This is a genomic window from Candidatus Omnitrophota bacterium (genome assembly GCA_028712255.1).
Taxonomy (GTDB): Bacteria; Omnitrophota; Gorgyraeia; order Gygaellales; family Profunditerraquicolaceae; genus UBA6249.
In genome coordinates this window covers 158,444-171,596 of the sequence record JAQTQJ010000001.1, presented here as the reverse complement: position 1 = coordinate 171,596, position 13,153 = coordinate 158,444, and the positions used below count along the sequence as shown (strand labels likewise).

16 protein-coding genes and 1 tRNA gene are annotated in these 13,153 nt (G+C 38.9%); all 17 read right to left on the bottom strand.

Annotation, left to right across the window (positions count from 1 at the left end):
* Window positions 1–2: 2 nt before the first annotated feature.
* Window positions 3–905 (bottom strand): 16S rRNA (cytosine(1402)-N(4))-methyltransferase RsmH, encoded by a 903-nt coding sequence (gene rsmH / locus PHC29_00920; GenBank protein ID MDD5108062.1) that lies wholly within the window; start codon window positions 903–905, stop codon window positions 3–5.
* Complete coding sequence (mraZ, locus tag PHC29_00915) at window positions 906–1,343, bottom strand: division/cell wall cluster transcriptional repressor MraZ (protein ID MDD5108061.1); 438 nt, start codon at window positions 1,341–1,343, stop codon at window positions 906–908.
* Between the two features lie 140 nt (window positions 1,344–1,483).
* The gene (locus PHC29_00910) at window positions 1,484–2,407 is read right to left on the bottom strand and encodes a bifunctional riboflavin kinase/FAD synthetase (protein ID MDD5108060.1); all 924 of its coding nucleotides are present in this window, start codon (window positions 2,405–2,407) and stop codon (window positions 1,484–1,486) included.
* Entirely contained in the window at window positions 2,404–3,384 is a 981-nt protein-coding gene (locus tag PHC29_00905) for a bifunctional oligoribonuclease/PAP phosphatase NrnA (GenBank protein ID MDD5108059.1), read from the bottom strand. Before PHC29_00905 ends, PHC29_00910 begins: the two co-directional genes overlap by 4 nt.
* Window positions 3,371–3,721, bottom strand: coding sequence for a 30S ribosome-binding factor RbfA (rbfA, locus tag PHC29_00900; GenBank protein MDD5108058.1), 351 nt, complete (start codon window positions 3,719–3,721; stop codon window positions 3,371–3,373). The genes PHC29_00905 and rbfA overlap by 14 nt, the downstream gene beginning before the upstream one ends.
* A 23-nt stretch (window positions 3,722–3,744) precedes the next feature.
* Window positions 3,745–5,016 (bottom strand): CCA tRNA nucleotidyltransferase, encoded by a 1,272-nt coding sequence (locus PHC29_00895; protein ID MDD5108057.1) that lies wholly within the window; start codon window positions 5,014–5,016, stop codon window positions 3,745–3,747.
* 3 nt (window positions 5,017–5,019) lie between these two features.
* Window positions 5,020–5,907: a site-specific tyrosine recombinase XerD gene (gene xerD, locus PHC29_00890; protein ID MDD5108056.1), complete on the bottom strand. Its 888-nt coding sequence runs from the start codon at window positions 5,905–5,907 to the stop codon at window positions 5,020–5,022.
* A complete protein-coding gene (locus tag PHC29_00885; protein MDD5108055.1) occupies window positions 5,908–6,528 on the bottom strand; it encodes an MBL fold metallo-hydrolase in 621 nt (206 codons plus the stop codon). It abuts the gene before it with no gap.
* The gene (locus PHC29_00880) at window positions 6,525–7,019 is read right to left on the bottom strand and encodes a hypothetical protein (protein ID MDD5108054.1); all 495 of its coding nucleotides are present in this window, start codon (window positions 7,017–7,019) and stop codon (window positions 6,525–6,527) included. Before PHC29_00880 ends, PHC29_00885 begins: the two co-directional genes overlap by 4 nt.
* Window positions 7,016–9,010, bottom strand: coding sequence for an NAD-dependent DNA ligase LigA (ligA, locus tag PHC29_00875; GenBank protein ID MDD5108053.1), 1,995 nt, complete (start codon window positions 9,008–9,010; stop codon window positions 7,016–7,018). The genes PHC29_00880 and ligA overlap by 4 nt, the downstream gene beginning before the upstream one ends.
* Before the next feature lie 18 nt (window positions 9,011–9,028).
* A complete protein-coding gene (locus PHC29_00870) occupies window positions 9,029–9,301 on the bottom strand; it encodes an acylphosphatase (protein ID MDD5108052.1) in 273 nt (90 codons plus the stop codon).
* A 19-nt stretch (window positions 9,302–9,320) separates the two neighbouring features.
* Window positions 9,321–9,397: transfer RNA gene (locus PHC29_00865), tRNA-Pro, on the bottom strand.
* Between the two features lie 319 nt (window positions 9,398–9,716).
* Window positions 9,717–10,292 (bottom strand): riboflavin synthase, encoded by a 576-nt coding sequence (locus PHC29_00860; GenBank protein MDD5108051.1) that lies wholly within the window; start codon window positions 10,290–10,292, stop codon window positions 9,717–9,719.
* Window positions 10,292–11,389: a bifunctional diaminohydroxyphosphoribosylaminopyrimidine deaminase/5-amino-6-(5-phosphoribosylamino)uracil reductase RibD gene (ribD, locus tag PHC29_00855; GenBank protein ID MDD5108050.1), complete on the bottom strand. Its 1,098-nt coding sequence runs from the start codon at window positions 11,387–11,389 to the stop codon at window positions 10,292–10,294. Before ribD ends, PHC29_00860 begins: the two co-directional genes overlap by 1 nt.
* Window positions 11,386–12,267 carry a PHP domain-containing protein gene (locus PHC29_00850; GenBank protein ID MDD5108049.1) on the bottom strand — a complete coding sequence of 294 codons (882 nt, stop codon included), beginning with the start codon at window positions 12,265–12,267 and terminating at the stop codon, window positions 11,386–11,388. Before PHC29_00850 ends, ribD begins: the two co-directional genes overlap by 4 nt.
* Window positions 12,251–12,667, bottom strand: a complete 417-nt coding sequence (nusB, locus tag PHC29_00845; protein ID MDD5108048.1) for a transcription antitermination factor NusB — start codon at window positions 12,665–12,667, stop codon at window positions 12,251–12,253. The genes PHC29_00850 and nusB overlap by 17 nt, the downstream gene beginning before the upstream one ends.
* Before the next feature lie 8 nt (window positions 12,668–12,675).
* Complete coding sequence (gene ribE, locus PHC29_00840) at window positions 12,676–13,152, bottom strand: 6,7-dimethyl-8-ribityllumazine synthase (GenBank protein MDD5108047.1); 477 nt, start codon at window positions 13,150–13,152, stop codon at window positions 12,676–12,678.
* Window position 13,153: the final 1 nt, after the last annotated feature.

Here is a 13,153-nt window from a genome sequence, read left to right as displayed (position 1 = left end):
GGCTATATCCTTTGGGCGACCCTTAACTTACTGCTACGGCTAGAAGGATTTTTATCTATCTCGCCAAATGTAGGAGTTAAGGGTTTAGCTGTAATAATGTCAATTACACCTTCGGATTTAAGCGCGCGGAATGTATATTTAATCACACGATCTTCCAAAGAATGAAACGAAATTACACATATTTTAGCTTGCTTATTTAAAAATGCAATGGCTTTCTTAATTGCACTTTCTAAAATTTCTAATTCTCGGTTTACCGCAATCCTTATCGCTTGAAAAGTCCGCGTGGCCGGATGTATGCGATAATAACTCTTACGGTATCTTTGCGGGATTGCACGCATCACAAGGGTAGCTAATTGTTTAGTGGTAACAATGGGATGAAGAGAACGCTCCTCGATTAACAAGTGGGCAATACGATTATGCCAACGTTCCTGGCCGAAATTCCAAAGCAGATGGGAAAGTTCATCTTCATTAAGGTTGTTCACCAAATCATATGCTGATATATAACTGCTCTTATCTAAACGCATATCTAACGGCCCCTCCTCCTGAAAACTAAATCCTCTTTGGGCATCTTTCAATTGGTAAGTAGAGATCCCTAGGTCAAAAACAATTCCGTCGATATTTTTTATTCCGAGCCCATCTAAGGCCTGATCTAAATCCGTAAAGTTAGCATGCACAAATTCGCAGGAATCCTTAAACTCGCTTAACCTCTGGCGGCAGATTGCCAGAGAATCTTCATCCCGGTCTATTCCAATTAATCTTCCGCCTGGAGTAATTTTTTTTAATATCTCTAAGCTGTGCCCGCCAGTACCCATAGTCGCATCAACAATGACTTGTCCCGGAGCAAGTTTTAAATAATCTATAACTTCATGCACCATTACTGGTACATGCAAACCTGTTTCTAACATTTATACATCCATTAATTTTTCTGCAATCTCTTCAAAAGACTGACGGCTATTAGCATAAAAATCATGCCAGTAATTCTTTGCCCAAATTTCAATACGGTTAGAGACACCCACAATCATCACATCTCTTTTAATCTCGGCAAATTCTTTTAAATATTGCGGCAGTAGAATCCTGCCCTGTTTATCAAAACTTACCTCAACGGCTCCGCTAAAAAGCAGCCGGTTAAAGGTACGTGACTGTTGCTTAGTAAAAGGCATAGCTTTAAATTTATTTTCTTGAGAACGCCATTCTTCTTCTGAAAACATAAAAAGGCATTTATCTAAACCACGGGTAACATAAAATTTTTCCACGAATTGGCTTTTTGCAACTTCGCGGAATTTAGCAGGCAATATCAACCTGCCTTTACGATCTATGGAATGTTCGAATTCTCCGTAAAACATTATTTGCTTCCTTCCACTTTACTCCACTTCTATCCACTTATAGCCAAAGTATAGACAAAATCTTCCTTTTTGTCAAGGAAAAATTTACCTAAACTTAGTAAATACAATAAATTGTATACTAATAAATTACGATCAACTAGTTATTGTGGTGTTTTAAAAGAATGACGCAGAATCTTACGGCAGGCAATTATGTCTTTTTGAATCTGAAGAGTTAAATTTCGTATTGAATCAAATTTTTGATCACCTCGGATCATTTTTATAAATTGGATTTCCAGGGTAGAGCCATAAATATTCCTATGAAAATTAAAGATATGTACTTCTACATGAATGGATTTACTTTTAGCAGAAATTGTGGGCCTGGTGCCAATATAACAAATACCATCATAGGCTTTAGCAAGGAATATAATTTGCACAACATAGATACCTGTAGCGGGAATAACCTCATGATACGGATTAATGTTAGCCGTCGGAAAACCCAATAACCTGCCCAGCCTTGTGCCTTTAATAACTGTCCCTAAAATACTTACCCTGCGGCCAAGTAACTCTTGAGCTTTTTTGATCTTTGAACTCTTGATCAATTTCCTTATAACTGTACTGCTGATAGGCAGGCCTTTTGATTTAACAACATTAAAAAGCTTAAGTTTAAAATTATATTTTCTTGAGTATTCCTTAAGCAGCCTATAATTACCGATAGCTTCTCTGCCAAAACGAAAGTTTTTACCTACACAAATAAAACTTGCTCCTATTTTTTTAATCAGGATTTTAACTATAAAATCGTCTGCCTCGATATTAGCAAAACTGCGCGTAAAATTGACTACTATACATACATCAACACCTAATTCTTCAATCAACCTCAAACGATGCTCTAAAGAATAGAGGCTCTCTTTATCTTGCGGATGAGGAAAAAAGGTTATGGCTATGCTTTTGCCTTTGACCCTGTGTGCTATTTTAACAATTCCCTGTAAAATATTACGGTGCCCATGATGAACGCCATCAAAAACTCCGAGAGCAACCACAGCGTTTTTGTATTTTTTGATCCTGTCTATTCCGCGGATTATAATCATTTATAATCAATTAATGATTCCTTGATCTTTGCGATAACTTTTTTCTCTATTCCTTGAATTTTTCCATTGACTGTGCAACCGGCGGCACTCTTATGCCCCCCTCCTCCAAAAAAAGAGGCGATCTTGTTCACATCAACCTTACCCTGGCTTCTTAGATTAACACGTACCTCAAATTTATCGCTTGAGTTTTCTTTAAATAACGCTACCACCTCTACCCCTTTAATTGCGCGGCCAAAACTCAAAAGCTGATCCGCCAAATCAATTACTGGCTTCTTATTCTTCATTAATTCCATGCTAATACGAAAACTTGCAACCTTGCCTTGGCAATAAAATTTTATACTCGGTAAAAGCTTAACTAATAATTTCATATCCGAAATTGGCATATTCTCATATGCATTACGATAGACCCAGGCAGGATTGATTCCAATTTTCAAAAGCTCAGAAGCAGCCTTAAAAGTAAAACTGGAAGTATTGGAATAATGAAATGACCCTGTATCAGTCATTATCCCTGTATACAAAACCAGGGCAGCATCATAATCGATTGGCTGGCGTAATGTTTTAAAAAGCTTATAAATCATCTCAGAGCAGGAAGAGGCATTTGGATCAACCCAATTAATATCGCCAAAATTACGGTTACTGATATGATGGTCAATATTCAATACCGGTTTCTTATCCTTATTAAGCCTATAGACATCTCCGGTACGTTTTAAGTCCGCACAATCTAAAACCACCAGACAATCAAACTCGGTATTTTTAGAGCTTTTATTTAATAGGCGGATAAATTTATTGCCCGGTAAAAAATCATAACCGTACGGCAACTTATCCTCATTTATGATTACCCCCTTCTTGCCCATCTTCTTTATAAGATAATAGAATCCAAGTTCAGAACCCAAAGCATCACCTTCAGGACTGGTGTGCACAGTAATCAGAAAATTATTATATTTTTTTAAACATTCGCAAATCTTATTTTGGCTCATCTATCTCCTTTATTTCATTTAATATCTCTTCAATGTGCACGCTATATTCGGTTGAATGATCCTCCTTAAACATAAGTTCGCAAGCAAAACGCATATTTATCCTCTGGGCGACTAAACTCCGGATATAACCTAAAGCCGAATCCAAGGCAATTTTTGTCTTTTTACGAGAATCTTCTTTGCCTAAAACGCTATAAAAAATCTTGGCATTTCTTAAATCCTTAGATAACTCCACACGGGTTATCGTGACAAAACCGACCCTGGGATCTTTAAGTTCATCATGAATAATAGTGCTCACCTCTTTTTTGATCGCTTCCTCAACTCTTTCACGCCTAGCCATATCCTTTACTCCGTTTCTTTTTATTAATGCTTCACTAAATTTTTAATTAAGGTTAATTCCTGATGGCGGCTCTTAACTTCTCCGTCGAGCTTAGCCGTTAAAACTTGCGCAAATATCTTTTGGTATTTTGGCCCGGGTAAAATACCCAAACCATACAAATCATGGCCTGAAACAAAGGGGTGCATTCCATTGTAAATCTTAAGAAAATCCTTGATATATTTCCTAAGATACCGGTTTTGTGAACTACTCCTCAGTAAAATGATTTCTTCATAACTTAGTGGTTCAAGCAAAGAGAAAATATGGGAAGGCCGGATCCCTCTTTTACTTAAAGAAAGTATAATCTTGCGGCTTTGTTGGTAATAATTAATGAGGCGCTTCTCTTCGCCTTTACGTAACCCTAACCTTGATACAACCATCTTGATCCGGGCTAAGCCAAGCGGTTTCAAAAACGCTGCAAAATAAATCAACCAGGTATCAAGTTTCCTACGGGAGGAAAAATTTTTATTAAACCAGAAAATTACTTTATCCAACGATTTAAATAAATCATGGGTTGATTTAATAAATTTTAATTTATCACTTAAAAAAGATAGCCCGCCTAAATCGCTCAATCTCTTCATCTGCCCAGAAGGATCTTTTTCCTTAAGCATTAATACCAACTCATCGCGCATTCTATGCGCATGGACTTTATTCAATAAACCGCGGGCAATGGCATCCTTTAATAAAGCAAGGGTTTTAGGTTCAATTATAAAATCAAATCGCTGCTGGAAGCGTATGGCTCTTAATATGCGCGTAGGATCATCTTTAAAACTTAAATCATGCAAAATACGAATTTTGCCGGCTACCAGATCATCTTTACCGCCAAAAGGATCAATTAGTTTCTGCTGATCTGCTCCAACCAGGCTAACAGCCATAGCGTTAATAGTAAAATCTCTGCGCATGAGATCTTCTTCCACAGATCCCGGGCTTACCACCGGAAGACAAGCAGAAGTCGGATATTTTTCAAGGCGGGTAGTAGCAATATCCACCTTTAGGCAATTACACAATGTTAGAGTAGCAGTCCCAAAACGTTCATGAATTTTTAAATCCGATTTTAATTTCTTAGCCAGCTTCCGGGCAAAAACAATTCCGCTGCCTTCAACGGTAATATCTATATCAAAATTAGGGACTCCCAAAATTAAATCCCGTAAAAACCCACCCACTAAATAAGCCGGCATATTGGTCTCTTTGGAAACCTGAGTAGCCAGGTTAATAATTTCTTTTAATTCTGCAGGTAATTTTTCAAGGTATCTTTTCATCTTTTATGGGCGCGGATGAAACATCTTGTGAATGGATTTCAGCCGCTCTTTATCAATATGGGTGTAAATTTGTGTTGTAGAAATATTTGAATGCCCCAGCATTTCCTGCACCGAACGTAAATCCGCTCCTCTTTCTAACAGATGCGTAGCAAAGGAATGCCTTAATGTATGCACCTTTATCACTTTTTTAATTTTGGCCTCTTTAGAATACCGCTTAATCAGTTTCCAAATAGACTGCCGGGATAATTTACTCCCAGAACGACTGATAAATAAGTAATCTGAAGTTTTCTGTTTTAAAAAATACGGCCGGCTAAACTCTAAGTATCTGTTAATGCTATGAATAGCCTTCTTACCCAGCGGAATAATCCGTTCCTTATTGCCTTTTCCAATACAGCGTAAAAAACCAATATCTAAATTTACATTGTTAGTTTTAAGGTCGCAGGATTCGGAGACTCGCATTCCTGTAGCATAAAGGGTCTCTAAAATTGCCTTGTCCCTTACCCCCTGATGGTCGCGCACATTAGGCTGACTGATTAATGCTTCCACCTCATTCAAAGAAAGGGTATCCGGAACCCTTTTCCATAATTTCGGAGAGTCGATTAAAGTAGTCGGATCGCTCTTTAAAACTCTCTCTCGGCTTAAGAAACGGTGGAACATCCGTATTGCTGCAAGTCTACGGGATATACTAGTAGGCGATACTCCGCCATCTTTTTGAGAAAGCATAAATTCAACAATATCATTTTTTGCCACCTTAGAAAGTGCCTCTATCTTACGTTTAATAATAAAATCCAGATAGATATTTAAATCCTGCCGATAAGCAATAATGGTGTTCTTGGCCAGGGCCCGCTCAACCGAAAGATAACCTAAAAATGAATCAATGAGCTCTTTCATTTAATCCCTGAATGAATTATCATCCTTTTCCTTGCCTATCGTAGTTGATGGGCCGTGACCAGGATAAACTAAAGTTTTAGAAGGTAAAACAAATAATCTTTCTTTTATTGCCTTCTCTAATTGGCTACGGCTTCCCCCCTCTAGATCATAACGGCCTATACCGCGGTTAAATAATGTATCACCGGTAAATATAATATCAGTACGCGGTTTTTTCATCAACAGGCCAATACCTCCCCGTGTATGCCCGGGTAAATGTATAACTTCCAATTCCAAACAATCTAATTTAATGATTTCTTTATCTTCCAAAGTCTTAATCTCGGATTTAACTCTATAAGCCGATGAATAACTGGCGGATAGATTTTTACTCGCATCCTGGAGCATCGGTAGATCCAATTTATGCACATAGACAACTGCCCCAAATTCATCATCGCAACCAATATGGTCATAATGGCCATGCGTATTAATTACCACCATAGGTTTTAATTTATGTTTCTTTAAAACCATATTTATCTTAGATAGCTGGTCACCGGGATCAATAATAATCGCCCCCTTCCCCTGCTGGCATGCCAGCACATAACAATTAACTTCCAATGGGCCAACATTGATGGTTTCAAGAATCATTTTAAATAATTCCTTATTTTTGCATAAGCAAATTTTTGTTCGATATTAGATTTTAGAAGCCGAGCTGTTCGGTAATTACGATCGTCTGCTATGCCATAAACATCGCTTTGTATATAGCTTAAAAGGTCATTTGATTTTGTAATATAGACCTCTAGATTTTTCTGAGCATCTTCTACCAGTAGCATTTTCATCTTACTGAGATTTTTCAATGCTTCCTGCATACAGTCTATTTTCTTCTTGAGACTGGACTTCTGGATAAACGCATTAATTAACTCCTCCTGCCATGATTTCCAATAAAGAAAATCCTGCCGATAGAGCTCCTCTTTAGTCATATTTGAGCCCTTGTATTCCTCGGGGACAAGAACCATCTCTACCGCCTGGTCTGATTTCTTGGACTTCCGGGTAAATTTACGCACAAATGATTCACAACCCACTAGGTTCAACAATAAAAAGCTACATGATAAAATACAGAGTATTTTCTTTATTTTCATTTGACCATCTCCTCGAACTCACGCTCAGTAATAATCTTAATCCTTAATTCCTTGGCTTTATCAAATTTTGAACCTGCGCTTGTTCCTACCACTAAAAAATCGGTTTTATTGCTCACGCTAGAAGATGACATTCCTCCGGACTGGCGCACCAACTCTTCTGCCTGATTACGCGAAAATCCTTCAAGTTCCCCTGTAAAGACCACTGTTTTACCGGTTAGTTTATTGGCTTTAACTTTGATAACATCTTGGCGCATATTTTGCCCTGAATTTTTTAATTCCTGAATCAGTTTTTTAGTCTGGCTAAGGTTAAAATAATCTGCAATGGATGTTGCCATAACTTGGCCTATCTCTGGTATCTTATCGAATTCCTCAAGCTTTGCCTGCATAAGCTTATCCATATCGAAAAACTTACTTGCCAACGTATAAGCAGCTTTCTGGCCTACATGACGAATGCCTAAAGCAAAAATCAGGCGCGACAAAGGCGCTACCTTACTTTTTTGAATTGCCGCTAAAAGATTATTGGCCTTCTTCTCTTTAAATAAATCTAGTTTCAACAAATCGCCAATCTTAAGTTTATAGATACCCGCTAAACTTTTTAATAATCCCAATTTTACTAACTGGCTAATTACCGCCTCACCCAAACCTTCAATATCCAAAGCATCGCGGCTGGCGAAATGTAAAAGTGCCCGTTCAAGCTGCGCAGGACAATCGGAATTAATACAACGATATGCCACATCTTCTGCTTTCTCTTTGATTATCCTTTCTCCGCAGGCAGGGCACCTTTGAGGAATATCATAAGCCTTCTTGCCTTTTTGCTCGACCACTTTAACAACCTTAGGAATCACATCTCCTGCCCGCTCTATAAGTACACGGTCACCCTCCCTTAAACCCAGCCTCTTTATTTCATCAAAATTATGTAAGGTAGCATTGCTTATAACTACGCCCGAACACTCTACGGGCAAAAGCCGGGCAGTAGGAGTAATTACTCCGGTACGCCCCACATTAATCTTGATCGCCAAAAGATCCGTAGTTGCTTGACGGGCAGCAAACTTATAAGCAACTGCCCAGCGGGGGCTTTTGGCGGTAAAACCCAACTTTTTCTGCTGCGAAAAACTATTTATTTTCACTACAATCCCATCAATTTCATATTCAAGCTCATCCCTTTTATCCTGCCACTTCTGACAAAAATTAATTACCTCATCAATATTCTGACAAAGCGCAGAATGCTTATTGGTGCGTACACCCCAATATTTTAACTTAGCCAAAAAATCCCATTGATTATTTATCTCTGGGCCACGGTAAGCCCCCAAGGAATGCGCAAAAAAATTAAGCCGCCTTTTGGCCACAAGATTGCTATCCAATAATTTTAAGGAACCGCTTGTAGCATTGCGCGGATTAGCGAATAAAACGTCGCCAGCTCTCATACGTTCATCATTAATTTTCAAAAAATCTTTTTTTTCGATATAGGCTTCACCGCGGATCTCGATAAAATCTAATCTTTCTTTTCCCAACAGCGCCAGAGGAATAGCACGGATAGTTTTTATATTGCCCGTCACATCTTCTCCTGTCTGCCCGTCACCCCGGGTTGCACCTACTTTTAGCTTTCCTGAAACATATTTCAGGTTTACACTAACACCATCAAACTTAAGCTCCACAACATATTCATAAATAATATTACTTCCCAATCCTTTACGTACACGTTCATCCCAAAGCCTTAATTCATCAATAGAATAAGTATTATCTAAAGAGAACATACCTACGCTATGTTTTACCATCTTAAAACCTTCGCTTATCCCTGAACTTATTCGCTGGCTAGGAGAATCAGTAGCGCGATATTGGGGATATTTATTTTCCAGGGCTGTCAACTGAACCATTAAATCATCATATTCTTTATCGGAAATAGACGGCTGGCTCATAACATAATAAAGATAATCATGCGTGCGTATTCTTTCTTTTAATTTCTCGATTTTATTTTTGATCTGGACGGACATTTTGGCTGTTTTTTTTGGCTAGAATACAATTTTAAAATCGCGGAATTCGCCGCTTGCCGGCTGCCATTCCATAGAAACGTCTTGGATATAACGAGAAAAATGCTGGCTTATTTGTTGTAGAAAATTGTTGAGCACGCCTTCCTCAGCTTCAACAATAACCTCTACCCTGCTGTCATCTAAATTTCTTACCCATCCGCTCACCTTTTGCTGCTCTGCTATATCCTGAACGGTATAACGAAATCCCACCCCCTGAACCCTGCCTGAATAAAAAAGGTGCAGCCGTTTTTTCATAAAATTAAATCGTTAAAACTGGTCGGGGAGAGCAGACTTGAACTGCTGACCTTTCGGTCCCGAACCGAACGCTCTACCAAACTGAGCCACTCCCCGTTATACTTATAAAAACATAAATTTCCCAAAATTTATTCTGAAGCAAGCGAGCGCCACTGAATCTTTGGCGCTCGTCCGCCAACGTTCTAATGGCGGACGCTCTACCAAACTGAGCCACGCCCCGTTACATCCCAGGATATTTAATTGTGGAGATGTAACGGGGCACGCCCCCATCACACTCTCACAAAATTTTAACTATCTTTAGACAAACAAGTATATCAGAAATTTAGGGTATACGCAATAATAGAAGTCTACGCGAGGAAAACTAGGGGACGGTTCTATTTTTTCTTTTAAAAGCAAACAAAAATAGAACCGTCCCCTAGTTTAACCTAGTTTTAGCGAGGATATCGAACTCCACGTTCAATTTATCCGCAAAGCCTTTAAAACTTAGAGTTGTATTTTTAAGGGTATGGGGAATAATGCAAACTTTAATAGTACTGGAACCAATATTAGCTAAGGTCAAACTAACCCCATCCAGGGATATTGACCCTTTTGGCAGGCAATAGCGCATAAAAGCAGTTGGAATAGAAATTTCAAATTCAAAGCTACCACTACGCAAACCTTTCTTGCGCACTAACCCCAAACAATCAATATGTCCACTAACAAAATGCCCAGAAATCCTATCCCCTATTTTAAGGCTACGCTCGAGATTAACTTCCTGGCCTACTCTTAGTAATCCCAGGTTAGTACTTTTAATCGTATTATCAATAACTTCGAAGGTAAAAAAATTATTTCCTATAGAAATAACCGTTAAACATACGCCATTCACTGCGATGCTGTCGCCAATCTTAGTATCAATCAGTGTCTCTTTGGCATTAATTTCCAAAAGAGCTACCCCTGCCTTGCGCGATATTTTCCTTATCCGTCCCAATTCTTCAACAATACCGGTAAACATTATGGAGTAACCCTCGCCTCAATTAAAAACTCTTCATCAAATCGCCTGATCTTTATTTCATGTAATTTTATTGCCTGGCCTATACGCTTGACTCCGGTGCCCATTACCGAAGAAACAGCATCCTTACCACCGATAATCTTAGGGCTGATAAAAAATAGAACTTTATCCACAAGCCTTTCATCAAAAAGCGAACCGATCAAAGTCCCTCCTCCTTCAACAATAATATTACTTATCTGCAATTGGGCCAGTTTTTTAAGGGCGTCACGTAAATTAATCTGTCCGGATCTTTCCTTAACTTCAAGAATTTTAGCTTTTGCCGCTAAATTTTTACGGTTCTCCGTCTCCTGCCCCGGACGGCTTGCCAAAGTAATGATAATTACCTGGGAATCCCCTGAAAAAATATTCGAATTTTCCGGAGTGCTCAAATTGCTATCAACAATTACTTTAATTAACTTTTTTTGGGAAAACCAGGTATTGAGGCGCGGATTATCCCGTAAAACGGTATTTACCCCCACCATAATTGCATCATAATCTTCGCGTAATTTATGCGCAAAACTGCGCGATTTATCAGAAGTAATCCATTTGGAATCACCGGTACGCGTTGCAATACGCCCATCCAAAGATTGTCCGACTTTTACTGTAATAAAAGGAAGGCGCCTGGTAATATATTTTATAAAACTCTCATTTATCTTTTTCAACTGATCCTCTAGCAGGCCTGCATTTACTTTAATATTATTCTGTTTAAGCAATGAGATGCCTCTGCCATTATTTAATGGATTAGGATCAATCATACCAACAACTACTTTTTCTATACCGCTTCCAATTATGCGATCAACACAAGGTGGAATACGGCCAGTATGTGTACATGGCTCAAGCGTAACATACAAAGTTGCTCCCCTTGCCCTACTTCCTGCTTCATCTAAAGCAATAGTCTCCGCATGCGCAAGCCCGGCTTTAACATGAAAACCGCGGCCAATAATCTTGCCAGCTTTTACCACCAATGCGCCTACCAGCGGATTTGGAGAAGTCTTTCCTTTGGCCTTAAGCGCCAGCCTTAACGCTAGCCCCATATAATATTCATCTGTTTTTTTAATCATTTCTTATGGCGAAGTTTTTCTACCAGCTCAAACGGTATTTTAATCATTCCTAATTTTATATCGGGTTTGGCGCTACCATGAAAATCACTACCACCGGTAACTAAAAGATTAAGTTTTTTAGCCAGATCCAGATAAAAATTAATCATAGACTGTGAATGTTCGGGATAATAAACCTCTATACCATCTAATCCATAGCTTATAAATTCAGTAATTAAGTCGTCATTGCGCAATAAATAAGGGTGTGCTAAAACAGAAACACCAGATGCATTTTTTATCATTTTTATTGCATCAGCCACCCCAAGATCAAATCCTAAAACATAAGCTGGCGATTTATCACCGATATATTTACGAAAAGCCTCCGGAATCGAAGTTACTCTACCTTCCTTAAGAAGAGCTCTAGCAATATGCATCCTGCCTACTGTAGCTTTCCCAGAAATATCAAAAACAACTTCAGCATCAAGCTTAACTCCTAATTCGCCTAAATTTTTTATAATTTTATGAACCCTTTGGATCCGGTTTTTTTGAATTAATTTTAATTTTTCAAGCAGGGCAGTATTTTGGTAATCTAGAAAATACCCGAGCATATGTACCTCCCGCCCTTCATATTGAGCAGTCAATTCGATCCCGGGAATTATTTCCAAATCAGTGCCCTTTGCCTCTGCCAAAAGCTCAGGTATTGCTTCTAATGTATCATGGTCAGTTATAGCAATTGCAGAAAGCTTAGCAGAGATACTGGCCTTTACCAATTTGGCGGGGCTGTATGTGCCGTCGCTGGCCAAACTATGCACATGTAAATCAGCGTATTTTACCCTCACACCAATTGGTGAAAAACTCAAATTATCTTTCAATTGGTGTGGGGATTTATTTTTCTTTTTCAATTTTTATTTGATCCAATATAGCGTTAACAAACTTGCCGGATTCGGTACCGGAATATTTTTTAGCCAGCTCCACTGCCTCATTAATCGCAACCTTTGGAGGAATATCCTCCCGGTACAAAAGTTCAAAACATCCCAGGCGCATAATATTACGATCCACAAATGCCATGCGCTCTAACTGCCAATTCGCCGCGTATTTACTAATCTTTCTGTCAATTTCCTGCATATGCCCAATTACCCCGCCAAGCAGCTGTGAAGAGAAATCTTTAAGCTCATCAGAAATCTCCCCTATTTCATTGCTCTGCCAGAAATTTTCCAAGACTTCCTGCCAATTACCCCGGGTAATATCCACCTGATAGAGCATTTGTAACACATATTCACGTGACTTAGTTCGTTTACGCATAGGTTTATTTACCGGAGACTCAGTAATTGTCCAGATAAATTAATCATTTCAATAGCGCTCATAGCCGCATCTCTTCCTTTATTGCCATCCTTGGAACCTGCACGTTCTACTGCCTGCTCAATACTATCAGCGGTAATTATGCCAAAAATTACCGGTATACTATTATCCAAAGAAACTTTAGCCACACCTTTTGCTACTTCCGCAGCAATATAATCAAAATGCGGAGTTGCTCCCCGGATAACTGTACCTAAGCAAATTAAAGCGTCGAATGATTTGCTTTTTGCCATTTTCTGGGCAACCAACGGAACTTCAAAAGCTCCGGGAACCCATGCCACCGTAATGTCCTTATCTTCGGCCCCATGCCTGATCAAAGTATCAATACATCCACTTACCAATTCCTTAGTCATAAAATCATTGAAACGTGAAGCCACCAAACCAAAGGTTTGTCCTTTGGCTATCAGTTTACCCTCAATCACTTTTGCCATA